This window comes from Mycetohabitans sp. B2, assembly GCF_021733735.1.
Classification (GTDB): domain Bacteria; phylum Pseudomonadota; class Gammaproteobacteria; order Burkholderiales; family Burkholderiaceae; genus Mycetohabitans; species Mycetohabitans rhizoxinica.
In genome coordinates, this window is sequence record NZ_JAHKSP010000015.1 from 44,849 (window position 1) to 70,542 (window position 25,694).

The window sequence follows — 25,694 nt, forward strand, 5'->3', positions numbered from 1 at the left end:
AACTACCGTCAGTGCCTTGCGCCGCTGCGCAGGCGGATTTCAATCAGGCGCTCGGGCCGAAGCCGATGGGCGGCGTACGATTCGCCGCGCGCTGCGGCCGCGGTGGCAAGCGACTCCCGGTCGGTCATCGTCGACTCGAGCGCTGGGTGTGGCGATTCGACTGGTGTGACAACGCCATGGTCCACCAGCTCGTAGTTATCGCGCAGCGCAATAAGCGGCAATTCGCCCCCGATGCGGCTGTCGAAGCCGCCAAGTCCACGGGCCGACGTGGGGACAGCGTTGTCCAGCGTGGCCTGCGACACAATGGCCTGGATGTTTTGGCCTGTCTTCTTCGCCTCCGCGTTCTTGCCGTCGGTGTCCACCGTGTTATCGGTGGCATCGTTGTTGCGCAGGTCGGTGCCGCGTGGATGAGCCAACTGCACGGGGTCTGCGCGACCGTCGATGCCTGCACGAGGCTCGTATGACGTCACACCGGGCGACGATGTGGATTGGCCCAAGCCGACTTCTTTTCCGCTCGACGCGCGCTCGATGTCGTTCACTTGCGCGTGCGCCGTTTCAGTCTCGGGCTTTTTCAACGGGCTTTCGGCTGCCTGGCGTCGTTGCTCGGGCTGGGGCGGGTTTTTGTCTGTTGAGTCCATTGGATCGCTCCCATCGAATAATCACCCTCCTCGTGTAGCAAGCCTCGTTCCACTACAGTAAGCGAAGCCACGAGCTGTCACGCCATCTTTTGGGGCAAATGCGGCCAATCTTTCACGGCGTAGCCTCGTAGGCCTGTAAAATAGGGCAAATTTTTTGCAATCTTCTATGTCGGCCAAGAAATCGCCCTTTTTCGAACTGCGCAGCGGTACGCTGGACACGCTTCTGTTCGTCGTGAAGACGACCGATCTGGCCGAGATGCGTGCTGAACTGAGTCGACGCTTTGACGCGACACCGGAGTTTTTCGCCAACGACGTGGTGGCGATCGACCTGCGGCGCCTGCCGGTGGACCAACGCGTACCGGTCGCAGAAGTGGCCGAGATGCTGAAGGCATTCCGAATGCATCCGGCCGGCATCGTCGCGAACGACGCACAACGGTCGTGGGCACAACTCGATGCACTGCCGTTCGTCGAGTCATCTGAACGGCGTGCGGTCCGCAGCGACGAGCCCGCGGCCGGGGCGTCGCCACAGGCCGCCTCGACGGTGCCGCAGGCCGCCTCCTGCGACATGATGGCCCAGGGCGACGCCGCAGCCGACACCGAGCGGGGCGGCGGCAATGTGACACGGGTGATCGACAAGCCGCTGCGTTCGGGGCAGCAGGTCTATGCAAAGGGCGACCTCGTCGTGCTGGGCCTGGTCAGCTACGGCGCGGAAGTGATTGCCGAGGGCAACATCCACATCTATGCGCCGCTGCGCGGACGCGCACTGGCGGGCGTGCATGGCAACCACGGCGCGCGGATATTTTGCACGTGCCTGGAGCCGGAACTGATCTCAATCGCCGGTATCTACCGAACCACCGAGACGCCACTCGGGCCCGATGTGCTTGGCAAGTCGGTACAGATCCGGTTGGCGGACGAGAAGTTGATCATCGAGCCGCTGCGGTTGACGTAGCGGCAATCCGTATTAGAAGACAGGAAGACATCCGCCCCGACATTGGCGGAGCACATTGACGAATACAAGGTAACGGTATGGCAAAAATCATTGTGGTGACTTCGGGCAAGGGCGGGGTCGGCAAGACGACGACGAGCGCAAGCTTTGCGTCCGGACTCGCGCTGCGCGGGCACAAGACGGCCGTCATCGATTTCGATGTGGGCTTGCGCAATCTCGATCTCATCATGGGCTGTGAGCGTCGTGTCGTGTACGACCTGATCAACGTGATCCAGGGTGAAGCGAACTTGCACCAGGGGCTGATCAAGGACAAGAAATGCGAGCAGTTGTACATCCTGCCCGCATCGCAGACGCGCGACAAGGATGCGTTGACGCTGGAGGGCGTCGAGAAGGTCATCAATGATTTGATCGAAATGGGCTTTGAGTACATCGTTTGCGACTCGCCGGCCGGCATCGAGTCCGGTGCGTTGATGGCGATGCACTTCGCGGATGAAGCGCTGATCGTCACGAACCCCGAAGTATCGTCGGTTCGGGACTCGGACCGCATCCTCGGGATCCTGGCATCCAAGACGCGCCGCGCGATCGAGGGTCAGGAACCGGTCAAGGAGCATTTGCTGATTACGCGCTATAACCCAAAGCGGGTCAGCGAAGGCGAGATGCTGTCGCTGGACGACATCCAAGAGATTCTGCGGATCCCGTTAATCGGCGTGATCCCGGAATCCGAATCGGTGCTGCATGCGTCGAACCAGGGCGTGCCGGCAGTGCATTTAGATGGGACCGACGTGGCCGAGTCGTACAAGGACGTGATCGCGCGTTTCCTTGGGGAGCAAAAGCCGCTGCGGTACATTGATTACCAAAAGCCGGGCTTGTTGCAACGCCTGTTCGGCAGCAAGTAAGGGGGGGAAATGTCGATTCTTTCTTTTCTGCTTGGCGAGAAACGCAAGTCTGCGTCGGTTGCGAAGGAGCGCTTGCAACTGATCATCGCACATGAGCGTGCGGCCGGACGGGCGCCGGCCGACTATTTGCCGGCGCTGCAACGCGAGCTTGTCGCGGTGATCTCAAAATACGTGAAGATCTCGAACGACGACATCAGGGTTCATCTCGAGCGGCAGGACGATCTCGAGGTGCTTGAGGTCAAGATCGAGATTCCGCAGCCTTGATCGTACAGGTCGTGCGTCGCGACGCACGCGGTCCGCGCATGGCGGGTGCGTATGCGCCGTCGCGCGGTGCAGGCTGAACATCAGCGCGGCACCAACCTGAACGGTCGGTCCTTCGCGTTTGATCGTGAAGCCTCCCAACATTGCAACGAACGACACGAGCACCTTGCCAGCCAGTAGCCGGACTGTGAGCAGGCGCGCCCCCAGCGCAGCGGTATCGCCGTGCAGTGTGGCGACCACTTGCGCAATGCCGCTGCCTTGCGCGCCGCGCAAGAAACGCCGCGTCAATGCCACGCACAGCGCGCCTACCGCGGGCGTGACGATCAGCGCGAGCCATGGATGACGATCGAAGCCGGCGCGAAACAGGCTGTAGCCAAAATCGATCAGCCACGCATACAGCACCGCGAGCAGACCGACCGCGATCGCGCCTGACCAGAACACACCATAGTGCAGCCACAATCTGCGCGCGTGGCGCGCGGTTTTCTGATCCATCGGTCCGGTAGCGCGCAATGTACGTGCAGCGGCCCAATGTAGGTGTAGCGGCCAAGCCGCTGAGTATACCGCGACGCGTCGGCCAGGTATTGAGAGTGCATGCGATAGGGGGCCGCGTTGCTCGCCGTGCCCGGCCGTTGGCCCATCAAACCGTGCTCCTTCGGTGCGGCCCGGCTGGAGCCGGCGAATAATGTTGCCGTATCGGCGTCCCACCCGCACGATTGCGTCATTAAGCGCAGCGTTCCTATGTGATCTAAAACTTTCCTGGAATCTTTTCGAGCCGATCCGACTCCACGACGTGAACCGGGCAATGGGGCACAGCGGTTGATGATGGCAATGCGGGAGCGGTGAATGACGACGCCTATACGACGCTCAATCGAGGTTGATTTTCTTCGGGGCGTGGTACTGATTGTGATCGCGATCGATCACATCTGCGGCAGCTCGCTTACCAAGTTCATGCTGCATAACTTCGCGTTTTGTGATGCCGCGGAAGTGTTCGTGTTTCTGGGTGGCTATGCGTCAGCGGCTGCCTATGTGACGATCGAAGCGAACCGCGGCGGGCGGGCCGCGTCCCTGCGCTTTCTATCGCGCAGCGTGCAAATCTATCGTGCCTATTGGCTGACCGCGGCATTGATGCTTGTTTCGGGAGCGATGATCGCCGCGCTGCGCTTGCGCACACCGATGCTCGCCGAGAGCGAATGGCCGTTGTTCGCGGCGCAGCCGTGGTCGATGATCCGTGACATCGCGTTGTTTCGGCACCAGCCATATTTGGCCGCCGTGCTGCCAATGTACGCGTTCTTTGCACTCGGCGCCAGCGTTGCGGTGCCCTACGCACGCCGTGCACCCGTTGCCACGTTATTTGCTAGCCTCGTGGTATGGCTGTCCGCGCCGGTGCTAGGGCCGCTACTGCCCAGCGCCAGGGCGGGCGGCTGGGGATTCAATCCGTTCGCGTGGCAATTCATGTTCGTTTGCGGGATGCTGGCACGGCTGCATCCCGTGCCCCCAGCGTTCCATGCGTCGTACACGGCTCGCGGATTGACGCGGCTCGCCCTCGGCATCGCGCTCGGCTTTGCGTTCTCTAAGCTGGTGCTGCAAACCCAGCCGATGCCGGGCATCATGAAACAAAACCTTGCGCCGCTGCGGATCGTCAGCTTTGCCGCGTTGGCGTGGCCCGTGGCCGTCGCGGTCCAGCGCGGCTGGCTCCGTGCGCTGGCCAGCCGGATGCGGGACGTCGTCAACGTGGGACAGCAAGGGATGCCGTGCTTCGTGGCTGGCGCGTTCATATCGATCGTCATCGATACGGCGCTGCGGGTCAGCGGCCCGCACCGGATGCCGTTCGTCGCGGGACTATGCGGCGACGCGCTGGCGATCAGCGCGGTAATCGCCACGGCGCGGCTGGCCCGGGCGCTGAAGCGGCGCGCGGTGGCCACGCGCGGCGGGCCCGCCGTGTCGCGGTCTGGACAGACGGCGACGATGCCGCCCGGTATCCGACCCACTCAAGCCCGGCAGGGGAGCGAAGCCGGCGCGGGCGGACCATGGCCACGCCGGCAGCCGGACGCATCGCGCTGAACCGGCGTATGCCAGCGTCTGCTTCAAGGGCTGCCTTGCTGGGACGATAGCGTGCCGAGTTGAAAATGAGCGTTGGCAATGACCGTTGTCGTTGAACAGCCACGGCTCCATCAGCGTGCGCTGCCCGTTGACATCCGGCAGCGACGGCGGCGAAGCGGGAAGTGGCACGGCGCGGCGCACAGTGGCCAAGGCGGTGCGCTTTGCGTCGTCCTCACCGTTGGTGCAATACACCGCCGAATTCAACTCATGCTTGTTGCGATACACCGCCAGTGCAAACCATGCTTGCGTACGTCCACCGCGAAGGACACCACTACTGAGCGCAGCGTCCGCTGCAGATCGATTGTCTCGACTAGGCTTGCATTGGCTGGGTCGATGTGTCGGACGAGCCTCATCTTGCATGCCGACACCGTCGAGGCGGTGGGCCGGGAATGCGCGCGCATGCATAGTGGCGCGCATTCGTGTCGGCGGGAGCGGCGCTTGCTAAAGATTCGCTACACGATGGACGGTGCGCGCCGTTCCGCAATCGGGAGAAGCCATGATGGAAAACGATGCGCCGACGAAACATCCCACACCCGCGCGTCATAGCGACAACGAAAAGAGCAGGATGCCAGAGCGTCACGACAGCGGCCGCAAGCAGGCGCCGCATGACCAGCCCGGCAAGGCGCCGGGCGAAGGGGAATTGCCGGTCGGCTGACGATCGGCGCCGGTGGCTGTGCATCAAGCCGGCTTGTATCGAGCCGCAGCCCCGGTGCAGGCCGGCCTTGTGCAGTCTATCGCACGGCCGAATCATGGAGTCGAACGTCGCTAGGCTGATTTGGGTTGGAGAGGCCGTTTTGCTTGCACAAACTAAGTTACAAGCATTCGACTTTTTCTTTGAAATCCTTTTAAATCAAGGACTTGAGAATGAGGTTGGCGGAAGCGGTGAGATTCGAACTCACGGACGGTTGCCCGTCGCTGGTTTTCAAGACCAGTGCCTTAAACCACTCGGCCACGCTTCCCGGAACGCGCTATTGTAGCCGATTTGCTGCGCGTGCAGAAAATCGGCCGGCAGGCTGCTGCACATCGCTCATCCTGGCCAGCTGCCACGAGGTCATGAGCCTGAGGCCATGAGGCCGCGCGCACGTCGTTTCATGCCGCCAAGATGGGCGATGCGTGCCAGTTCACGTCATCCTTCAGAATCACGCGTCATCCTTCAAAAATAATGCCTGCAAGTCGTTCAGGAAACGTTGTCCGAGCGGCGTCGGCGCGATACTCGCATGATCGCGGCGGATCAAGCCACGGCGTTCAGCTTGCGCAAGGGCGGGCTCGATCGATGTCATCGTCAGCCCGGTCCGCTCAATGAAACGGTGCACTGGGAAGCCCTGCGTCAGCCGCAGCGCATTGAGCATGAATTCGAACGGCAGATCTCGCACCCCAACTTCGTGCTGTTCCTGGATCGGTGCGCCCGCGGCGGTCTGCGCCAGATAGGTGGCGGGGTGTTTGTAGCGCATCTGTCGCACAATCCGTTCCGGGAAGGACAGTTTCGAATGCGCGCCTGCGCCGATACCCAGATAGTCGCCGAATTGCCAGTAATTCAGGTTGTGCCGGCTTTGCCGGTGCGCTCTGGCGTACGCTGACACTTCGTAGCGGTTGTAGCCGGCTTCATGCGTGCGTGCATGGATCCACTCCTGCATGTCGGCCGACGTGTCGTCGTCGGGCAGCGCAGGGGGGTACTTGTGGAAATAGGTGTTCGGCTCTAGCGTGAGGTGGTACAGCGACAAATGAGGCGGCGCGAATGACAGCGCGGTCTCCACGTCTGCCTGGCATTGCGCCAGCCTCTGACCCGGCAGTGCAAACATCAAGTCCAAATTGAAGTTGTCAAAGCTAGAGTGCGCGATTTCTACCGCGCGGCGGGCTTGCGCCGCGTCGTGAATGCGGCCCAGTGCCTGCAAGTGAGCGTCGTTAAAACTTTGGATGCCGATCGAGAGCCGGTTGATGCCGCTGCTGCGAAAGCTCGCGAACTTGGCAGCTTCGAACGTGCCGGGATTGGCCTCGAGCGTGATTTCTGCATCTGCGTCCAGTGGCAGCAACGCGCGTAGGTCTGACAACAGCCGGTCAATCGCCTGTGCCGACAGCAGGCTTGGCGTTCCACCGCCGATGAACACGGTATGGACCGGCCGTCCCCAGATCAACGGCAACGCCGCTTCTAGGTCGGCACGTAGCGCGTCCAGATACTCGGTTTCAGGAAACTGTGCGTCGTTTGGGCCGCGTGTGAATGCGTGCGAATTGAAGTCGCAATACGGACACTTGTGCACGCACCATGGAAAATGCACATACAGGGATAGCGGCGGCAGTGCGGTGAGCCGGATGCGTCCCGGCGCAATGAACGCGGTCACCGTGCCGCCCGATCCCGGCGCGTCGGCGTGCGCGAGCGGTAAGAAACGTGCGGATGCACGTCCCGCTATGGGATGATTCACCATGTGTCCTTCAATCGACGGATCAACTCTGCCAACGCCAGCGCGCGATGGCTATGGGCGTTCTTCACTTCCGGCTGCAACTGGGCGGCGCTTGCTTGCAGCGCGGGGACATAGAACAGCGGGTCGTAGCCGAAACCGTGCCCGCCGCGGGCCTCGGTGAGGATTTCGCCGTGCCAGCGACCGTCGGCGATCAGCGGCTCGGGATCGTCGACATGGCGCACCAGCACCAACACGCAATAGTAGTAGGCGCGCCGGTCGGCATGCGCGCGCAACACGTCGAGCAGGCGCGCGTTGTTGGCCGCATCGGATTTTTCGCCACCGGCCAATTGCGCATAGCGGGCTGAATAGACGCCCGGGGCGCCGCCCAGCGCATGCACGCATAGTCCCGAATCGTCGGCGAGCGCGGGCAAGCCGGTGACGCGTGACGCGTGACGCGCTTTTTCCAGTGCGTTCTCGATGAACGTCGGATGGGGCTCGGGCGCCTCGCCCACGCGCAATGCGTGCTGCGGCACGAGATCGATGCCAAACGCGTTCAGCGCAGAAAATTCGCGCAGCTTGCCAGCGTTGTTCGACGCCAGCACGATGCGCGACAGCGCAGGTCCGAGGTGGCCGCTCATGGCTGCAGCGCCTTTTTCTGCAACTCGATCAGTCGCGTGATGCCGGATTCGGCCAGATCGAGCAGTGCGTTCAGCTCGTCGCGGCTGAACGGTTCGCCTTCGGCTGTGCCCTGCACCTCGACGAAGCGGCCGGCCCCGGTCATCACCACATTCATGTCGGTGTCGCAGTGCGAGTCTTCCGCGTAGTCTAAATCGAGCACCGGTGTTGCGCCGTAGATGCCAACCGACACCGCCGCGACGTGGTCGAGGATTGGCGTCGCGGTGAGCTTGCCGTGCGCCAGTAGCGTGTCCACCGCATCGTGTGCGGCGATGAATGCGCCAGTGATGCTCGCACAACGTGTGCCGCCGTCGGCCTGGATCACGTCGCAGTCGATATGCAGCGTGCGCGGGCCTAATTTTTCCAAGTCGAACACCGCGCGCAGTGCACGACCGATGAGTCGCTGGATTTCTTGCGTGCGGCCGCTCTGTTTGCCACGCGCCGCCTCGCGATCGCTGCGCGTGTGCGTCGCGCGCGGCAGCATGCCGTACTCGGCGGTGAGCCAGCCGCGCCCGCGATCGCGCAGGAATTCGGGCACTTTTTCCAGCACGCTAGCGGTGCAAATCACTTTCGTGTCGCCGCATTCGATCAACACGGAACCTTCGGCATGCTTCGTATAGTGGCGTGTGATGCACACGTCGCGCAGTGCGTCGGCGGCGCGGCCGCTGGGCCGCGAAGTCGAAACTTTCATAGTGGAACAGTCGGAAAGTGGATGCGGTTGAAGGTCAGCTGTGCCGACCCGAAACCCGCATCTTAGCGCTAAACGCGGATTGTCCTCGGTGAGCTGGATGCGCGCGCTCCATGCCGACCGCCGTTGCCGGGGGCAGGTAGGCGTTCAGTGCGATAATTGTCGTTTTACCGGAACTTTTCGCGAGACGCACAATGATCTACAGCATGACGGGCTATGCGAGCGTGACGCGGGAACTGGTCGCCGACGGCGCATCCGAGGTCGGCAGCAGTACCCATACTGCCAGCGTATCGGTCGAGTTGCGCACCGTGAATTCACGGTTTCTCGACCTCAATTTCCGCATGCCTGAAGAGGTGCGCGCGTGCGAGCCGACGTTGCGTGAAATGCTGATGAACCGCCTCTCGCGCGGCAAGGTCGATATCCGTATCAACGTGCAACGCAGCGAGCAGGTGGCGCTGGCCGGGTCGCTCAATCGCGACGCGCTGCTGCAACTGGCGGCACTGGAGCGCTCCGTGCTCGATGTGTTTCCTGGCGCGGGTGGCCTGCGCACGGGTGAAATCCTGCGTTGGCCCGGCGTGATCGCCGATAGCGGCCTGTCGGCCGCATTGCTGCGCGACGCAGTGCTGGCATGCGGTAAGCAGGCCGTGGACGAGCTGGTCAACGTGCGCGGCCGCGAAGGGGCGCAATTGGCCACGATGCTGTTGGCCAACGTGACCGAGATGGAGGCGATTGTCACCCGTATTACGCCGTTGGTGCCCGAACTGGTCGCGCGTCACCAGCAAAAAATTGTCGAGCGGCTGCAAGCAGCACTCGGCGTGGCGGCGCCGGACGGCTCGCCACAACTCGTCTCACGTGAGGAAATCGCTGAACGGATCCGCCAAGAAGTGACGATGTACGGCATCCGAATCGACATCGCCGAGGAGCTGTCGCGGCTGGGTGCGCATTTGGCTGAGACTCGCCACGTGATTGAAAAGGGTGGCCGGGTAGGTAAGCGGCTCGATTTCATGATGCAGGAACTGAACCGGGAAGCGAACACGCTGGGGTCCAAGGCCGCGGCGAAAGAACTGGCCGACGCGTCGATGACGCTGAAGCTGCTGATTGAGCAGATGCGCGAGCAGGTTCAGAATTTGGAATAGTCCAACACGATGACGAACAATCGCAATCCCTATGCCGGAGAATATCCCGGTAACCTGTTCATGGTGGTCGCGCCGTCCGGCGCAGGCAAGTCCACGTTGGTCAACGCGCTATTGGCGCGCGACCCGTCGATCCGGCTATCGGTGTCGTACACCACCCGGCCGCCGCGGCCGAACGAGACGAACGGCGTTCAGTATCATTTCATCCCGGCGTCCGACTTCCTCGAGCGTCATGCCCAGGGTGAATTTCTCGAGAGTGCCGAAGTCCATGGCAATTACTATGGTACGTCGCGCGTGTGGATCGAAGAGCAGATGAGGTGTGGCGTAGACGTGCTGCTCGAAATCGATTGGCAGGGCGCGCAGCAGGTGCGTAAGCAGTTCCGAAACGCGGTCGGCATCTTTATTTTGCCGCCGTCGCTTGACGCGCTCGAGGAGCGTCTGCGCAAGCGTGGGCAGGACGAGCCGAACGTGATTGTGCGCCGGCTGCTGGCCGCCGGCAGCGAGATCGCGCATGCGCCCGAATTTGAATATGTATTAATCAACGAGCATTTCGATCGTGCGTTGACCGAAATACAGACCGTGGTCGCCGCGACGCGGCTGCGTTTCGCATCGCAGCGCGCACGCCACGAGAAGCTGTTCGTCGAGCTGGGCATCCACTCATCGCAGGCGGATGGATCGCGCGGTGAGTTAAAATAGATTTATAGCAACAAGGAATTCCAATATGGCTCGCATTACCGTCGAAGACTGCCTGGAACATATCCCGAACCGCTTCGAGCTTGCGCTTGCGGCGACGTATCGTGCGCGCCAACTCGCGCAGGGCCACACACCGAAGATCGAAAGCAAGGATAAGCCGACGGTACTCGCGCTGCGCGAGATTGCCGAAGGAAAGGTCGGCATCGAGATGTTGAAGAAAGTGCCGGTCTGACCGGCACATCCACCATGTGACGACACAACGCAACAGACCTGGAGGCGCAAATGAGTTCCAATCCATCGCACGCCTCCACGTTGTCGTGTGCCGCGCGCGCGGCTGACGAGGCCGCGGCACGGCGCCCGCAGGCCGGGGCGAAACGCCCGTGCGCGTCGCCGGCCGGCGCGGACGCTGCGGGCGGCGCTGGCGTGGCGACCAAAACGTCGTCTGCACGCGCGTACATCGATGCGGTGCTCGAACAATCGTTTCGGCACCTGTTCGGTCCGACTGCGACGCCCGAGCAGCCACGCAAGCACGAAGTCGTATCGATCGCCAAGCTGACCGAAGAGTTAGGCTCGTACATGACACCGGCCGAGATCAAGGAGATCAAGGCCGCGTTTCACTTCAGCGACGAGGCCCACCTGGGCCAATACCGGCAAAGCGGCGAGCCGTATATCACGCACCCGGTGGCGGTGGCCGAGATCTGCGCCGGCTGGAAGCTGGACGCGCAGTCGATCATGGCCGCGCTGCTGCACGACGTGATGGAGGACCAGGGCGTCACGAAGGCGGAACTGGCTGAGCGTTTCGGGCCGAAGGTAGCCGAACTGGTCGACGGGCTGTCCAAGTTGGACAAGATGGAGTTCCGCAACCGCGAGGACGCGCAGGCGGAGAATTTCCGTAAGATGTTGCTTGCGATGGCGCGGGACGTGCGCGTCATCCTGATCAAGCTTGCCGACCGGCGGCACAATATGCGCACGCTTGGCGCAGTGCCAACTGAGAAGCGTCGGCGGGTGGCACGCGAGACGATCGATATTTACGCACCGATTGCGCATCGGCTCGGCCTCAACAATACGTATCGTGAGTTACAGGAACTCAGTTTCGCGAATTTTAATCCGCGCCGGTATGCGACCCTCGAGAAGGCTGTTAAGGCGGCGCGCGGCAACCGGCGGGAGGTGGTTGGCAAAATTCTCGAGGCGGTGCAGCGTTCGCTGGCCGACGCGAAGATCGATGCTGACGTGACCGGGCGTGAAAAAACGATTTACAGCATCTATCGAAAGATGCGCGACAAGCAGTTGTCGTTCTCGCAGGTGCTCGACGTGTACGGTTTTCGTGTGGTCGTCGACACGCCGATGGAATGCTATATGACGGTCGGTGTACTGCATTCGTTGTACAAGCCGGTGCCGGGCAAGTTTAAGGACTACATTGCGATACCGAAGGTCAACGGATACCAGTCACTGCATACCACACTGGTCGGCCCATTCGGCACGCCCATCGAGTTTCAAATCCGCACGCTGAAGATGCATGAGATCGCCGAGGCGGGCGTTGCGGCACATTGGATGTACAAGAACGGCAGCGCGGATCTGAACGACGTACAAAAGCGGGCGCATCAATGGCTCAAATCGTTGCTCGACATCCAGAGCGAGGCAGGCGACTCCAGCGAGTTCCTCGAGCACGTGAAGATCGACCTGTTTCCAGACGCGGTCTACGTGTTCACGCCTAAATCGAAGATCATGGCGCTGCCGCGTGGCGCGACGGCGTTGGATTTCGCGTATTCAGTGCATAGCGATCTGGGTAACCAGTGCGTTGCCGTCAAGATCAACAACGAGTTGTTGCCGTTGCGCACCGAGCTTAAGAGTGGCGATATCGTCGAGGTCATCACGGCGCCGTACTCGAAGCCGAATCCCGCTTGGCTGGCGTTTGTGCGGACCGGCAAGGCGCGTTCGGCAATTCGCCATTACCTGAAGACGATGCGCTTGAACGAGTCGGTGCAGCTCGGTGAGCGGCTCGTCGAACAGGTACTCAAGGCGTATGGGTTGTCACTTGCCGAAGTCACGCCGGAGATCTGGGACAAGATCGCGCACGCGACCGGCAATAAGTCGCAGCAAGAAGTATTCGCCGATATCGGGTTGGGACGTCGCGTTGCAGCGGTGCTCGCCAAGCGGATCGAGTTGTTGCTCAGCGGCCGCGATGGGGACTCCGACGAAAACTCTCGCCCCGATGCGCCGGCGCATGCCAGCGGCGGGCCGCCGGTACTGATCACCGGGACGGAGGGGATGGCGGTGCAACTGTCGCCTTGCTGCCGGCCGATTCCCGGCGACGACATCATGGGCTACATTGGGATGGGCCTCGGCATGTCGATCCATACGACCGATTGCCGTGTCGCGCAGCGTATTCATCGGCGCGATCCCAGTCGCTGGATCGATGTCGCGTGGGCGCCGCAGCCGGGACGATTGTTCGATGTGGCGGTTAAGGTGCTGGTCAAGAACACGCGCGGCGTTTTTGCACGCGTGGCCGCTGATATCACGGCCGCCGATGCGAATATTGTGCACGTGGCGATGGATGAGGATCTGGCCCAGGAATCGATGGTGCTGCGCTTTTTGATCCAGGTCAGTGACCGGGTCCATTTGGCGAATGTGATCCGACGGACCCGGACCAATTCCGATGTGATCCGGATTGGTCGAGAGCGGGCGTCCGACGACGGCCACCCTCGGCACGACGGTGGAATGCGCATCGAGCGTGACCGTGGTGACTATTGACGCGTAACGGGACGGCGCGCGCCCCGGCTGTTCTTGGCATATTGCCCCAGTGCTACGGGCTGCCGCAGGACCGCCAGACGATGACTTGTGCGGTGCGATGTCCGTCCATGTCATGCAAAGCAAAAAGGCCTTCCGATTGGAAGGCCTTTTTCTGAAGAAGTGGCGCGGCTGGCAGGATTCGAACCCACGACCCCTTGGTTCGTAGCCAAGTACTCTATCCAACTGAGCTACAGCCGCGCGAAGAAGTGGAATTATAGCAACTTCTTCGAAGATGTGAAGCCCCTGTCGCGATTTTTTTTGCATACCGGTGACGAGCGGACGCCGGATGTCGGCCATGAGGCGTTTGCCCGTTCGTATAATAGTCAAAAGGTATTCCATGATTTCAATCGAGCTTGCACAATGAACAAAGCATTTGTGAAGGAAAGCGATGATTCGGCGCAAGACGACGAGCTGCCGCAACCGGAAATGCCGGCTGGCGCAAAAAATTATATGACGCCCGAGGGCTACCGCCGCTTGAAGGACGAGTTGCTGCAGTTGATCGACGTTGAGCGGCCCGAGGTCGTGCGCATGGTATCGTGGGCCGCGTCCAACGGCGATCGGTCCGAAAACGGCGACTACATCTATGGCAAGCGGCGTCTGCGCGAGATCGACCGGCGCATCCGTTTCCTGACCAAGTGGCTCGACTTAGCCGAGGTCGTTGACAGCAGCCGACAGGAAAACACCGACCAGGTGTTCTTTGGTGCAACGGTCCACTATGCAACATCCGACGGCGCTGAGAACCAGATCACCATTGTCGGCGTCGATGAGGTGGACCTGGACCGGGGGCGAGTTAGCTGGATCTCGCCGATTGCGCGGGCGCTGTTGAAAGCGCGGATCGGGGACACCGTGCCACTCCACACCCCAGGCGGGATTGAGCAAATCGATATCCTCGACGTGCACTATCCGGCCGCTACGCACTGAGTGCGTGCGGGTGTCGCTGCACGTGGGCTATTGTCACGAGCGCTCGTGGGCTGCTGTCACGACAGCGCTCGCGGCAGAGTAATAGATCGTAAAAAAGGCGCCCGAAGGCGCCTTTTGGGCTGGTGCACAGGACGACTAGCGTCCTGTCCGCTTAAGCTTAGAAGCGGTGACGCAGGCCAGCGGTCACAGCCACTTGCTTGTCGAACGACGACGGAGCCAGGCCGTTGATGGTTGCGGTGAAGCCGGTCTTGCTTTCGACAACTTTTTGGTACTCACCTTGCAGGTACACGTCGGTACGCTTGGACAGCGCGTACGCGGTTTGCAGGCTGAATTGATGCCACTTCGGCGATTCGCCGTTGAGCTTGCCGTCGGTGTACGTGTACGCACCCGCGACGCTCAATGCCGGTGTCAGGTTGTAGCGGCCGTTGACTTCATAGTTGTTGAAGCGCAGGTCGCTGTTGGCGGGCAGACCAATATCCGAAGCGCCGGTGTTCGCGATGCCGAACGCATTGTTCAGCTTCGTTTGCGTGAACACGAAGCCTGCCGTTGCCGGGCCGAACGCGTAGCTCAGGCCTGCGCCCCAGGTACGCTGACGGCCAGCGCCGAACGTGGCGTCGTCATCCGAGACGGCGCCGTTCAGGTTCGACAAAGCGCTGCCCGTGATCGGCGTATTGTTGTTCAGCTGCAAGTACGCGGCAGCCACGTTCAACGGACCGTAGTTATACGACGCGCCGACGCTGTACGCCCGGTTGTTCGCGAAGTTGCCCGCCTGGTTCGAGAAACCGTACAATGCGCCGAATTTGAAGCCGTCAAAGTTCGGGCTTTGATACTTCACCGAATTGTTGACGCGCAGCGAGTTGTCCAGGTTGTCGTTGTCGAACGGGTGCGCGAACTGCGTGCCGCCGTATTGCGTGCCGGTCAATGCCAGCGGGCCGAGGTAGTCAACGACGGAGTCATATTGCCGACCCAGCGTGACGGCGCCGTACTGATCCGACGCGAGACCGACAAAGGCTTGGCGACCGAAGAGACGGTTTTGGGCTACGTCGCCATTACCAATGTTGAACCCATTCTCCAGCGTGAAGATCGCCTTCAAACCACCACCCAGGTCTTCAGCGCCACGCAGGCCCCAACGGCTGCCGTTCACCGAGCCGCTGGTTTCCTGCCAGTTCGAGCGACCGTCTTGGCTGTTCGTGTACGTGATGCCAGCGTCGATCAAGCCATACAGCGTCACGCTGCTCTGCGCGTGGGCCGCCGTCGCGAACATGCCCGACAGGGCCGCAACCATGAGAGTCTTTTTCATCTTTGTGAACTCCAAATACGTATGGGAAACCTTACCCAAGCTTTGAGGAAACGAGGCCACCGGTGAGTCGGCAGCATGTATTTCAAGTGGTGCGGCATTCAAACGATTAGCCAGATGACGCACCTGTTTCCTGGAAAGGCAAAGTGTAAAGACCCGGTCGTGATGCGACCATTCCTAATCTTGCAACAATATATTGACGATTATGAAATGATTGGTGGCGTCCCGCAGAGCCTTATGTAGCAAGGCTGAGCAGCGATTCAACTCAATTTCGACAAGAGTGGACGAGCGCTTGACGTTGTGTTTGTACGACAGCTGAATGAAGGGAACCAATGGGCAATTAATGAGTCGCGACTATTGTTTCGGCGGCTACAATAAATGATTGCCGAATAAATTAACATGGGATGCGCCGGTTTCGCTATACTGCAATCACTGCTTTCCCTAGCAGCTTTTTCTTCTGAAAAAGATCTCCAAACCTTCAGCGCGGTCGTCTTGATCGCGCTTTTTTTGCGCCGTCGCTCACCGCATCGGCGCGCCAGTGCACCGGTGGCCGGGTCGTTGTGGCTGGCATGCCGGGCATCAAGCCGGTGTCGATGCCGTTGGTTCATTCCGGTGAGGCGCGACGGCGCTAGGCACCCGCCGAGCGGTGCAATGTCCAGTCGCTGGCTATCCAATCCTCGGTCACGTAATGACGTGCATCCATGAGCGGCGCCGACAACAGGTTGTGCCAGTGATCGCCGTGCCAAATCATATCGAAGCGGGGCAAGGCCGAGGGGTCGGGGGCGGTGATCGGCACAGGGCTGGGCCGATCTGCAGCGTGGTGGGAATCATGCCGTGGCCAGCCGAAAAGGTGCTTAAGGGGCGTCAGCGACATATTGCCTCTCTGCTACATCGAATGGTTCCTATAAATAGTCGCGTGAACCGCTTCGGAATAGAATCAGCGTAAACACTTACAATTTGTTGCATGTGTTGTTGCACGGATGCGGTAAAAATTTCTGTCAATTCGTAATTTAATATCGCGATTCAAGTAAAAACGACTGGTGCAATTCGGCTAAAGGAAGCTGCAATGACATCGTTGCACATTTCGCCCAGTGGGCTGCTGCGGCCCACTGGGCGGGCTTGCCCGGGGGATTGATAAAAGTGGGTCAATCGCGCGGCTACCTATTTTCTGCTTGACGTACAGTCCTGTTTCTATTTATAACAACACCGCTGGATTTTCAGGATGCGAGGTTGCCGCATAACGCGGGAACCCTTGTTTCATGATTTTCTGCATATGAACGGAAGCTTGTTACGTCAACACTTGAGGGGAAGCACGATTTATGGAAACTGGTATCGTCAAATGGTTTAACGATGCTAAAGGCTATGGCTTTATCACTGCGGATTCGGGTGGCGAGGACCTGTTCGCACACTTCTCCGAAATCCGCGCGGAAGGGTTCAAATCGCTGAAGGAAAGCCAGCGCGTATCGTTTGAAGTGAAGAATGGCCCGAAGGGTAAGCAAGCGGCGAACATCCGGCCGTTGTGACGCGGTGCCCGATCCGGGACCGAGGCCGCTGATGCATGTCGGCGGCAGCTCAAAGCTCCGCGCGTCGGGGCTTTTCTTTTCTCGGCCGTGCGCCGTGCAACGACGACGCGCGGATTCGGTCATTTCAGGCGACAATGGGCGCGTTTGCGTTCCTTATGCCACTGTTGCATTGCCATGACCGACCTTGCTAGCCTGATCCACGATGCCGATGCACGACCACTCGCGTTTGTGGATTTGGAGACGACGGGCGGGCGCCCTGGACTCGACCGCATCACCGAGGTGGGCGTGATCGAAGTTGACCGTGATGGCGTTCGCCGCTGGAGCACGCTGGTCGATCCGCTGCAGCCTATCCCGCCATTTGTGCAGCAGTTGACCGGTATCACGGATGCGATGGTCCGCGGTGCACCGACATTTGATGCGCTCGCCGCTGAACTCGCGCGCCGACTCGATGGCAAGTTGTTTATCGCGCACAACGCGCGCTTTGATCACGGGTTCCTGAAGAAAGCGTTCGATCAGATCGGCATCCGCTTCGATCCCGATGTACTGTGCACGGTGCGGCTGTCCCGCGCCCTGTTTCCGCGCGAAAGCCGGCACGGGCTCGACGCACTCGCGCAGCGGCTGGACCTGAGCGCGTGTGGTCGGCATCGGGCGCTGGCTGACGCTGATTTGGTGTGGCAGTTTTGGCAGCGTGTCCATGCCCTGCATCCACGCCCCGCCATCGAGGCAGCGCTGCGCCGCCTGATTCGCGGGGGCGGGGCCGACGCGATGACCGATGCGTTGCCGGCCGGTTCGGGCGTCTACGCGTTGTTCGACAGCGACGGCGTGCCGTTGTATGTAGGCAAGAGCGCCAAGCTGCGGCAACGCGTGCGTATGCAGTTGTTTGGCGAGCGCCGCTCGAGCCGCGATGCGCAACTGGCCGCGCGTGTGCATGAGGTGCGCGTCTATCCGGTGGTGGGCGAGGTTGGGCTGTTGCTGGCGGATGCGCATTGGAGTGCTGTGCTGCGCCCGAGGTTCGGCCGTCGCGTGGCGGCAACGGTGCAGCTACCGCGTGGCGCGATGCCGTGGCCCTACGACGGACCTATCGCATTGATTGAGCGCTCAGGCCACGATCATGCGCAGGGAGTACATCTGCTAGACGCGTGGCAATATCTCGGATCCGCCGCCGACTTGGATCGCGCACGCGCGTTGCTCCATGCACATCGGCAGCCCCGCATAGCGTGCAGCGACGCACGCGATATTGTCCAGCCTGCGCAGGCCGCGATGGCTCAGCCCGGCCTGCTGGGCGTTGTGGAGCCGACTTTCAATGCAGCGATTGCCCGGATTCTTGCGCAGCGGTTGGCGCGGGGCGGGCTGGTCGTGGAACGGCTCGCGGACGTGGCACCGGTCGAGGGCCGCCACGGCCAGCTGGCGCTGCCAGACGCTGCTTCACCCTACTGCGCCGACGCCGCCGCTCGCGCATAGACGGGACATCGCGTTGCGCAGCGCGATGCGTCATAGACCGTCATCATTTTCCAGTCGACCAGTGCCCGGGCCACGCGGATCGGGCAATCCGGCGTGCCGCGTCGTGCCTGCACGCGCGCCAGCACCGGCAGCAAGGTGGCGTCGAGCGCATCGAGCTGGGGTTGGGTCACCGTGGCGAGGTCGGGGCCCGGGCCGTCGGGCGGCGCATCGCGCCACTGTGCGCAAAGCGCTGCTTGCAACTGCTCGCCCGCAGCCATCTGGTCCTCGAAGAACTGTCGGGCAAATTCCTCATCGATGCCGTGACGCACGGCGCGCTGCGGTGATGTCGAACAGTAGCGCCTGCTTCCGCGGTGCGCCCTGGATCGGTCGGTGGTGAGCCCACTTCCATTTCGCGACGGGCTTCGCAAGGGCCAGGCGCCGCGCGGCCAGCGCAACCACATTGGTCATCGCTGGGTCAGCATTGGTGTTGGTATTCGACGCAACGGGCATCAGTGCGAACAAGCTGCCGACGATTGTGGCCAATGCCGCGGCGGGTAGGGCGCGTGACGAGGCTGGGGGGGATGCGACGACGGACGCAGGATCTTCATGCTGGACGATTGAAACGCATGGGCTGGGTCACGGCTGGAGTGAATCCGGGGGACGGCAGCAGTGGATCGGGATGCAACGGCGTGCACCGGCAGGGCGAGGCCAGAATGATTGAGGAGACGGCAGGCACAACAATGGCTCGGCGGGGCATGCGAACACACGGCAAACGAGCGTCGCCGATTAACCGCGTTGGACGCAGGTGGTGCTCACACGCGGGCAGCTAAATGGCACCGACGTGACAAGAACCGAGGCGCGTAGCGCGCCCTTACTGCGTGTTGCCGGACTTGCGTTGTTCGTCAAAGAATGCGCGGACGTGCTCGGGCAGGTCTGCGAGAAACTCGACGCCCACCGGTTCCGGGTCTGGGCTAGCGACCTTGTCTGGCGACGGAATCTTGGTGGGTTTGGCTTCCATGGTGACTCTCCTTATCGTGAATCGATTATCCGCTTCGGGTCCGATCGTGTGTTAGTGTCACGTGGCCACGACGCGTTTTTCTCTCCCTTCTGTTGCTATAACAGCACAGCAGCCCAATAGAAAGCAGTGCGACTGGAAAATATCCGCGTACATTGCATCAAGCAGGGAAACAGTGTGGCAACGCGCCGCGTTTCGTGCGGCAAATGCTCAATTGTTGGTGATTGGCGGGCGGTTGACTGGGCGCTACCGTACCGAGGCCTTCACCGAACATCGGCACCCGACATTGACACCGTCTGTGCCGCGAGACGATTGAACGTATCGCAACGGTGGCCGACCAACGGACGGCCGTGCCGGCGGTGTGCGGCATGTGCAGACGAGGCGTTGCATGCGCGCGAGTTAGGAGGAGCGCGCGGCGACGCATGCTGTCCGCGGAGGGCGGCGGCGCGCCACGCGAGAAGCGGAGGACACAAAAAAAGCCCGCAAAACAAAGTTTTACGGGCTAAATCCATGGTGCCGGAGAGAAGACTCGAACTTCCGACCTTCGCATTACGAATGCGCTGCTCTACCAACTGAGCTACACCGGCAACAGAAGCGAGATTATAAGAGTGGATGATGGGGGTTGGCAACCCCCGCTGACATCCTGTGCCCGCCTCCCTGCCCACCACTGCGGTGTCAGGAGCGCTCGCATCCGAATAACGTACTCAGCCCTCGACGTGGTACCGTGTCACGCGATCAACTTCATTCTTGGAGCCGAGGAACACGGCGACACGCTCATGCAAACTCTTGGGCTGAATGTCCAGGATCCGCTTTTCGCCGTTGGTCGCGGCGCCGCCCGCCTGTTCGACGATGAACGCCATTGGATTTGCCTCGTACATGAGGCGCAGCTTGCCGGGCTTGTCCGGCGTGCGCTTGTCGGCCGGATACATGAAGATGCCGCCGCGATGCAGAATGCGGTTCACGTCCGACACCATCGATGCTATCCAGCGCATATTGAAGTCCGTTTTGCGGGGGCCGTCCACGCCCTGCGTCAGCTCGCTGACATAACGTTGCACGGGTGCATACCAATGGCGCTGGTTCGACGCATTGATCGCATATTCGCGCGTGTCCACTGGGATGCGCAGGTCGCGATGCGTCAATACCCATGAGCCGAGTTCTCGATCGAGCGTGAAGCAGTTGACGCCGTGGCCCGTGGTTAGCACGAGCACCGTTTGCGGGCCGTACACCGCAAAGCCGGCCGCCACCTGACACGAGCCCTTTTGCAGGAATGATTGTTCGGTCGGGTTGGTGCCATCGGGGCAGCGCAGAACCGAGAAGATCGTGCCGATTGACACGTTCACGTCGATGTTGGACGAGCCATCGAGCGGATCGAACAGCAGCAGGTACTCGCCTTTGGGGAAGAACGTGGGGATCGGATGAATGTTTTCCATTTCCTCCGATGCCATCGCGGCGAGGTTGCCACCCCACTCGTTGGCCTCGAGCAAGATTTCGTTGGACAGGATATCGAGTTTTTTCTGTACTTCGCCTTGGACGTTCTCGCTGCCGGCGCTGCCGAGCGCCTCACCCAGCGCGCCCTTGCTGACGTGATAGCTAATGAGCTTGCAGGCGCGCGCCACGACCTCGATCAGCAGCCGCAGATCGGCCGGGATGCTGTTATGTTCGCGCTGTTGTTCGATCAGGTATTGGGTGAGAGTCGTGCGGCGTAAGGTGTGCCGGGTCGCTTCCATAATAAGCTCCGAAAAACGCTATTCGAGAGGCGCGATCGCTGTCTTGGGACACTGTCGTTAGCACCGCGCCGCGATCTGCATGGCCGCCATTCTACATGGGCGGTGTGGCGCGTCAGTGCGTTGGCGAGCCTGCGCTATAACAATTCGCCGACGCTTTAAGCAACGGCTACGCCAGGGCCTTGCCAACGATTTCACGCACGTCTTTCGAACTTGCGTCGGCGGCGACCTTTTCCAGCGCCGCGCGCATCGGCTCGCGCAGCGCCGGCACGAACTTGCGCCAACGCTCCAACGAGCGGGTCAAGCGGGCGGCCACCTGCGGATTGATTGCGTCGAGCGCGATGACCTGCTCGGCCCAGAACGCGTAGCCGGAGCCGTCCGATAGATGGAATTGATCCGGGTTGGTCGCGCAGAAGCTGAAGATCAACGCGCGGACCCGGTTCGGATTTTTCAGGTTGAAGGCCGGGTGCCGCATCAGCTCACGCACCGTGTCGAGCGTGCGTCGGCCTGCGCCGCCGCGTTGCTGAGCCTGCAGCGCGAACCACTTGTCGATCACCAGCGCGTCGTCCTTGTGGCGGCGGTAGAATGCGTCGAGCGCGGCTTGTGCTGCAGCTTGCGCTTGGGCGGGCGCGTTCGCGCGCAACGTGATCAGCGTGGCGAGCGCGGCAGCGCGGTCGGTCATGTTGTTGGCCTCGTCGAACTGCGCACGGGTGAGCCGCAACGCGTCCGTCGGATCGTCCAGTTCTGCAAGGTAGTGTAGCGCCAAGTTCTTTAGCGCACGCTTGCCGGCATCGGCCGGGTTCGGGTCGTACTCGCCTGGTGTGCGGTGCATGTCGTACGCGGCGAGCCAATCCTCGCGCAGCGCGGCCGCCAGCCTGCGGCGCACGAATTGCCGCGCCTGGTGAACGGCGGCCGGATCGGCTTCGTCCATTTGCTCGGCCAAATAGGTCTCGGATGGCAGGGTCAGCGCTTGTTCGCGCAGCGCCGGCGACAACGATGCGTCGCGCAGCACGGCGCCGAATGCGGCAATGAACGCCGCCGGTAGCTCGAGCGGCTCGTGCTGTTGCACCTGTGTGGCCAGCGACAGCAGCGCGCGCGTGGCCAGGCGCTGCCCGGCCTCCCAGCGGTTGAACGGATCGCTGTCATGCGCGAGCAAAAACGCGAGTTCGTCGGATGTATAGTCGTATTCGACGATCACCGGCGCGGAGAAATTGCGCAACAGCGACGGCAGTGGCTTCTCTGCGATGTCGACAAACGTGAAGGACTGCTCCGTGTCGGTAAGTTCGAGCACACGCGTGGTTGCCGCACCGGCGTCGGCCGGTTCACCTTGCAGGCGTAGCGGCATGTCGCGCCCTTGCGCGTCGAGCAGGCCGAGTGCGAAAGGGATCAGCAGCGGCCCCTTTTGCGTTTGCGCCGCCTGCGGCGACGATTCCCCATAGTGCTGTGCCAGCGTCAATGTCAAGGTGCGGGCCATCGGATCATATGCGGTGCGCACCGCCACGCGGGGCGTGCCGGCCTGGCTGTACCAGCGCTCGAACTGGGCCAGATCCCGGTGGTTCGCGTCAGCCATTGCAGCGCGAAAATCATCACAGGTCACCGCCTGGCCATCATGCCGTTTGAAATACAGGTCCATGCCTCGGCGCAAGCCGTCGCGTCCGAACAGCGTCTGGTACATCCGCACGACTTCCGCTCCTTTCTCGTAGACGGTGACCGTGTAGAAGTTATTGATCTCGACATAGCTTTCCGGTCGCACTGGATGCGCCATCGGGCCGGCATCCTCGGCAAACTGCATCTGCCGCAGCACGCGTACATCGTCAATGCGCTTAACTGCGGCAGCGGCCGGATCGGTGGCGCCGCCCGCCATGTCGGCGGAGAACTCCTGGTCACGGAATACGGTGAGTCCTTCCTTGAGGCTGAGCTGGAACCAGTCACGGCAGGTCACGCGATTGCCAGTCCAGTTATGGAAGTACTCATGCCCGACGACCGATTCGATGTTCGCGAAGTCGATGTCGGTCGCGCTCTGCGCATTCGCGAGCACGTACTTCGTATTGAAGATGTTAAGTCCCTTGTTCTCCATGGCGCCCATGTTGAAATCGCTGACGGCGACAATCATGAAGCGGTCCAGGTCCAACTCGAGCCCGAAGCGCTGCTCATCCCAGCGAATCGCGCGCACCAGCGAATCGAGCGCGTGACCGGTCTTGTCTAGGTCATGCGGCTCGACCCATACTTGCAGCAGCTTTTCCTTGCCCGAGCGCGTCGTCATCGTTTGCTCGCGGGCAACGAGCTTGCCGGCGACCAGCGCGAACAAGTAGCTCGGCTTGCGGAAAGGATCCTCCCACTTCGCATAATGCCGGCCGTGCGGCAGCGTGCCGCTGTCCACCAGATTGCCGTTGGACAACAGCACCGGATAAGCGGCTTGGTCGGCGCGTAGTGTGACGCGGTAGGTCGCCATCACGTCGGGCCGGTCCAGGAAGTACGTGATGCGACGAAAGCCCTCGGCTTCGCACTGGGTGAAAAAATTGCCGTTGGAGACGTAAAGGCCCGACAATGTCGTGTTGGTGGCGGGGCGGCACGCGTTCTCGATTACCAGTTCAAACGCCTCCGGCACGTTCGACACGACGAGCCCGCCGTCGTGCACCGTTACCGCATCGTGCGCGCGGGCATCGACGGTCAACGACAGCAACTCCAATGCCTCGCCGGCCAATTCGAGGTCGGCAGCCGCGTCGCCGGCCTGCGGATTGCGCCGCACGCGCAATGTGCTGCGCACCAGCGTGCGTTCCGGCACGAGATCGAATTCGAGTTCCACGTTATCGATTAGGAACGCGGGCGGTGTGTAATCCGCACGGCGGATAACGGTGGTTTCAGCAGGTTTGGACATGGCGTATCCGTCGAAAGGCGGTTCAATGGCAATGGACCCGGGCCGCGCCGTCGCATGGCGTCAAGAGCCGCGTCGGGAAAGAATGGCGTGAACCGGTGTCTTATGTTTCAGGTGACCGCGGCGAGGCCGTGGACATGTTGATCCGATGATTGTACAAAATAGATAATGAACTTGCGTCGCGGGCGTTTCGCCGGGCGGCCGGCACGAAAGCCAAATCTAAGGAAAACCATGATGTTCAGACGATTTTTGCAGTGCATGACACGTGGGCGCCCATGGGCGGCCGGCTGGCTTGCGATGCTGGTGCTGTCGGGGTGCGCCAGCTATGTGACTTCGGATGTGATCGCGTTCAATGCATGGAGTACCAGCGCCTCGGACCGTGACCGCACTTTTGCATTCAAGCGTGATGCGCAGCAGCAGAACAGTATCGAGCAGCGCACCTATGAGGCGCAACTCGCTGACGAGTTGTCACACTACAATTTCCGACAGGTGGCGCCGGCCAGCGCCCACTATAACGTCGAACTGGCCTATGGCACGCACGCCGGCAGCATTGTCGTGCAGCAACCCATCTATACTGATCCATGGTGGCCAGGATGGGGACGATTCGGCCCGTGGGGGCCGTTCGGCATGATGCCGACCTACGTCGATACGGCACTGCCCGTGTTCATGCAGCGCTTGACGATCCGCATAACAGAGCGCGCGAGCGGCAAGGAGCGGTACAAGGTCACGGCGACGACGCCGACCGCGCGCCAGGCGCTGCCGCTCGCCATGCCATACCTGATACGCAGCGCGCTGGCCGACTTCCCGTTGCAAAACGGCACGACCCGGCAGGTGCGCTTGCCTGCCCAGTTGCACGGACAGGCGGCGGGCGACGCGCCGTCGTCCAATGAGAAGGCTGCAGCGGCGGCGTCTCCGATGCGCTCCGATGTTCCGGCGGCCTCGCCGATGCGCGACGAGCAGCCGGCCTCGGCTGCGTCACCGAGTGTGGGGCGCTGAGCGCAAGTGCGGGGCACCGAGTGCTTGCGGCTTAACGGGGTCATGGACCACCCAACGGGGTTATTGGCTGCTAAGGTCGATGCCGCACAGTGCCAGCACGCCGAGCACGATGAACATGACCGCGGCCACCGCGTGCACTGCGGTGGTGGGCAACCGGTGGGCAAAACGCTCGCCTAGGAAAATCGCTGGCACGTTGGCAAGCATCATGCCGAGCGTGGTGCCGATGACCACGCTCGGCAGGTCGTGAAATCGCGCGGCCAGTGCGATCGTCGCAATCTGCGTCTTGTCGCCCATTTCCGCGATAAAGAACGTGAGCACCGTCGTGCCGAAAATGCCCAGCCGGGTCTGCGCGGGCCGCGCGTCTTCGGCGCGCAATCTATCTGGCACCAGCACCCACGCGCCCATTGCGATGAACGACAGCGCGAGCGCCCAGCGCATCGCGTCGGGCGTGAGCAGCGACGACAACCACTGGCCGAGCGCGCCTGCGCCGGCATGGTTCGCCAGCGTGGCGGCCAGCACGCCGAACACGATTGGCCAGGGCTTGCGATAGCGGGCGGCGAGCACGAGGGATAGCAGCTGTGTCTTGTCGCCGATCTCGGCGAGTGCGACGCTGCCGGCGCAAACGAGGAAAGCTTCGGTCATCAATGAGGTTATCCGCAGGCCGTGGATGCGCAAACGACGATTCAC

Annotated in this window: 24 protein-coding genes, 3 tRNA genes and 1 pseudogene; 14 read left to right on the top strand and 14 right to left on the bottom strand. The window is 61.6% G+C overall.

Annotated elements, in window-relative coordinates; translation table 11 throughout:
- Positions 1–8: 8 nt before the first annotated feature.
- A complete protein-coding gene (locus KPG66_RS02590) occupies positions 9–638 on the bottom strand; it encodes a DUF3005 domain-containing protein (protein ID WP_237069927.1) in 630 nt (209 codons plus the stop codon).
- A 166-nt stretch (positions 639–804) separates the two neighbouring features.
- Between KPG66_RS02590 and minC the strand changes: the two genes are divergently transcribed.
- From minC to minE, 3 genes are all read left to right on the top strand, one after another.
- On the top strand, positions 805–1,587 hold the full coding sequence (minC, locus tag KPG66_RS02595; protein WP_041753109.1) for a septum site-determining protein MinC: 783 nt from the start codon (positions 805–807) through the stop codon (positions 1,585–1,587).
- A gap of 77 nt (positions 1,588–1,664) precedes the next feature.
- Positions 1,665–2,480, top strand: coding sequence for a septum site-determining protein MinD (gene minD, locus KPG66_RS02600; RefSeq protein ID WP_237069928.1), 816 nt, complete (start codon positions 1,665–1,667; stop codon positions 2,478–2,480).
- 9 nt (positions 2,481–2,489) lie between these two features.
- Positions 2,490–2,744 (top strand): cell division topological specificity factor MinE, encoded by a 255-nt coding sequence (minE, locus tag KPG66_RS02605; RefSeq protein WP_013434404.1) that lies wholly within the window; start codon positions 2,490–2,492, stop codon positions 2,742–2,744.
- 63 nt (positions 2,745–2,807) lie between these two features.
- Here minE and KPG66_RS02610 read toward each other — a convergent pair.
- A pseudogene (locus tag KPG66_RS02610) lies at positions 2,808–3,233 on the bottom strand (chloride channel protein); the annotation flags it as partial.
- 351 nt (positions 3,234–3,584) lie between these two features.
- Here KPG66_RS02610 and KPG66_RS02615 point away from each other — a divergent pair.
- Together KPG66_RS02615 and KPG66_RS02620 are read left to right on the top strand one after the other, a co-directional pair.
- Entirely contained in the window at positions 3,585–4,802 is a 1,218-nt protein-coding gene (locus KPG66_RS02615; protein ID WP_237069929.1) for an OpgC domain-containing protein, read from the top strand.
- Between the two features lie 535 nt (positions 4,803–5,337).
- Complete coding sequence (locus KPG66_RS02620) at positions 5,338–5,496, top strand: hypothetical protein (protein WP_173362418.1); 159 nt, start codon at positions 5,338–5,340, stop codon at positions 5,494–5,496.
- 216 nt (positions 5,497–5,712) lie between these two features.
- Here KPG66_RS02620 and KPG66_RS02625 read toward each other — a convergent pair.
- The 4 genes from KPG66_RS02625 to rph all read right to left on the bottom strand — a co-directional run bounded on the left by KPG66_RS02625 (position 5,713) and on the right by rph (position 8,603).
- Positions 5,713–5,800, bottom strand: a tRNA-Ser gene (locus KPG66_RS02625).
- Between the two features lie 180 nt (positions 5,801–5,980).
- Positions 5,981–7,261 (bottom strand): radical SAM family heme chaperone HemW, encoded by a 1,281-nt coding sequence (gene hemW, locus KPG66_RS02630; RefSeq protein WP_237069930.1) that lies wholly within the window; start codon positions 7,259–7,261, stop codon positions 5,981–5,983.
- Positions 7,255–7,875, bottom strand: a complete 621-nt coding sequence (gene rdgB, locus KPG66_RS02635) for an RdgB/HAM1 family non-canonical purine NTP pyrophosphatase (RefSeq protein ID WP_013434412.1) — start codon at positions 7,873–7,875, stop codon at positions 7,255–7,257. Before rdgB ends, hemW begins: the two co-directional genes overlap by 7 nt.
- Complete coding sequence (rph, locus tag KPG66_RS02640; protein WP_237069931.1) at positions 7,872–8,603, bottom strand: ribonuclease PH; 732 nt, start codon at positions 8,601–8,603, stop codon at positions 7,872–7,874. The genes rdgB and rph overlap by 4 nt, the downstream gene beginning before the upstream one ends.
- A 191-nt stretch (positions 8,604–8,794) precedes the next feature.
- Here rph and KPG66_RS02645 point away from each other — a divergent pair, with 191 nt between their 5' ends.
- From KPG66_RS02645 to KPG66_RS02660, 4 genes are read left to right on the top strand one after another with little or no spacing between them, the layout of a single operon-like run.
- Positions 8,795–9,736, top strand: a complete 942-nt coding sequence (locus KPG66_RS02645) for a YicC/YloC family endoribonuclease (protein WP_237069932.1) — start codon at positions 8,795–8,797, stop codon at positions 9,734–9,736.
- 9 nt (positions 9,737–9,745) lie between these two features.
- Positions 9,746–10,429 (top strand): guanylate kinase, encoded by a 684-nt coding sequence (gene gmk / locus KPG66_RS02650; RefSeq protein ID WP_237069933.1) that lies wholly within the window; start codon positions 9,746–9,748, stop codon positions 10,427–10,429.
- 25 nt (positions 10,430–10,454) lie between these two features.
- Positions 10,455–10,658, top strand: a complete 204-nt coding sequence (gene rpoZ, locus KPG66_RS02655; RefSeq protein ID WP_013434417.1) for a DNA-directed RNA polymerase subunit omega — start codon at positions 10,455–10,457, stop codon at positions 10,656–10,658.
- A gap of 50 nt (positions 10,659–10,708) precedes the next feature.
- On the top strand, positions 10,709–13,177 hold the full coding sequence (locus KPG66_RS02660; RefSeq protein ID WP_237069934.1) for a RelA/SpoT family protein: 2,469 nt from the start codon (positions 10,709–10,711) through the stop codon (positions 13,175–13,177).
- Positions 13,178–13,337: 160 nt separating this feature from the next.
- On the opposite strand, the gene KPG66_RS02665 is transcribed toward KPG66_RS02660, so the two are convergent.
- Positions 13,338–13,414, bottom strand: a tRNA-Arg gene (locus tag KPG66_RS02665).
- 162 nt (positions 13,415–13,576) lie between these two features.
- Between KPG66_RS02665 and greB the strand changes: the two genes are divergently transcribed.
- Entirely contained in the window at positions 13,577–14,137 is a 561-nt protein-coding gene (gene greB / locus KPG66_RS02670) for a transcription elongation factor GreB (protein ID WP_237069935.1), read from the top strand.
- Between the two features lie 157 nt (positions 14,138–14,294).
- Here greB and KPG66_RS02675 read toward each other — a convergent pair whose 3' ends face one another.
- The gene (locus tag KPG66_RS02675; protein WP_237069936.1) at positions 14,295–15,437 is read right to left on the bottom strand and encodes a porin; all 1,143 of its coding nucleotides are present in this window, start codon (positions 15,435–15,437) and stop codon (positions 14,295–14,297) included.
- A 1,316-nt stretch (positions 15,438–16,753) separates the two neighbouring features.
- Here KPG66_RS02675 and KPG66_RS02685 point away from each other — a divergent pair.
- Positions 16,754–16,957, top strand: coding sequence for a cold-shock protein (locus tag KPG66_RS02685; RefSeq protein ID WP_237069938.1), 204 nt, complete (start codon positions 16,754–16,756; stop codon positions 16,955–16,957).
- Between the two features lie 174 nt (positions 16,958–17,131).
- Positions 17,132–18,418 (top strand): exonuclease domain-containing protein, encoded by a 1,287-nt coding sequence (locus KPG66_RS02690; RefSeq protein ID WP_237069939.1) that lies wholly within the window; start codon positions 17,132–17,134, stop codon positions 18,416–18,418.
- Here the strand turns inward: KPG66_RS02690 and KPG66_RS02695 are convergent.
- Positions 18,388–18,726 (bottom strand): hypothetical protein, encoded by a 339-nt coding sequence (locus KPG66_RS02695; protein ID WP_237069940.1) that lies wholly within the window; start codon positions 18,724–18,726, stop codon positions 18,388–18,390. The genes KPG66_RS02690 and KPG66_RS02695 overlap by 31 nt on opposite strands.
- A 155-nt stretch (positions 18,727–18,881) precedes the next feature.
- Here KPG66_RS02695 and KPG66_RS02700 point away from each other — a divergent pair, with 155 nt between their 5' ends.
- The gene (locus KPG66_RS02700; RefSeq protein WP_237069941.1) at positions 18,882–19,118 is read left to right on the top strand and encodes a hypothetical protein; all 237 of its coding nucleotides are present in this window, start codon (positions 18,882–18,884) and stop codon (positions 19,116–19,118) included.
- A gap of 150 nt (positions 19,119–19,268) precedes the next feature.
- Here the strand turns inward: KPG66_RS02700 and KPG66_RS02705 are convergent, their stop codons facing one another.
- The 4 genes from KPG66_RS02705 to pepN all read right to left on the bottom strand — a co-directional run bounded on the left by KPG66_RS02705 (position 19,269) and on the right by pepN (position 24,014).
- Positions 19,269–19,415 (bottom strand): hypothetical protein, encoded by a 147-nt coding sequence (locus KPG66_RS02705; protein WP_013434428.1) that lies wholly within the window; start codon positions 19,413–19,415, stop codon positions 19,269–19,271.
- A gap of 508 nt (positions 19,416–19,923) precedes the next feature.
- A tRNA-Thr gene (locus KPG66_RS02710) sits at positions 19,924–19,999 on the bottom strand.
- Between the two features lie 117 nt (positions 20,000–20,116).
- Positions 20,117–21,139 (bottom strand): class 1 fructose-bisphosphatase, encoded by a 1,023-nt coding sequence (locus KPG66_RS02715; RefSeq protein ID WP_013434429.1) that lies wholly within the window; start codon positions 21,137–21,139, stop codon positions 20,117–20,119.
- Between the two features lie 166 nt (positions 21,140–21,305).
- Entirely contained in the window at positions 21,306–24,014 is a 2,709-nt protein-coding gene (gene pepN, locus KPG66_RS02720) for an aminopeptidase N (protein ID WP_237069942.1), read from the bottom strand.
- A 228-nt stretch (positions 24,015–24,242) separates the two neighbouring features.
- On the opposite strand from pepN, the gene KPG66_RS02725 reads away from it, so the two are divergent.
- On the top strand, positions 24,243–25,007 hold the full coding sequence (locus tag KPG66_RS02725) for a DUF4136 domain-containing protein (RefSeq protein ID WP_336886344.1): 765 nt from the start codon (positions 24,243–24,245) through the stop codon (positions 25,005–25,007).
- Between the two features lie 60 nt (positions 25,008–25,067).
- Here KPG66_RS02725 and KPG66_RS02730 read toward each other — a convergent pair whose 3' ends face one another.
- Positions 25,068–25,649 carry a TMEM165/GDT1 family protein gene (locus KPG66_RS02730; RefSeq protein ID WP_041753115.1) on the bottom strand — a complete coding sequence of 194 codons (582 nt, stop codon included), beginning with the start codon at positions 25,647–25,649 and terminating at the stop codon, positions 25,068–25,070.
- Between the last annotated feature and the right edge of the window lie 45 nt (positions 25,650–25,694).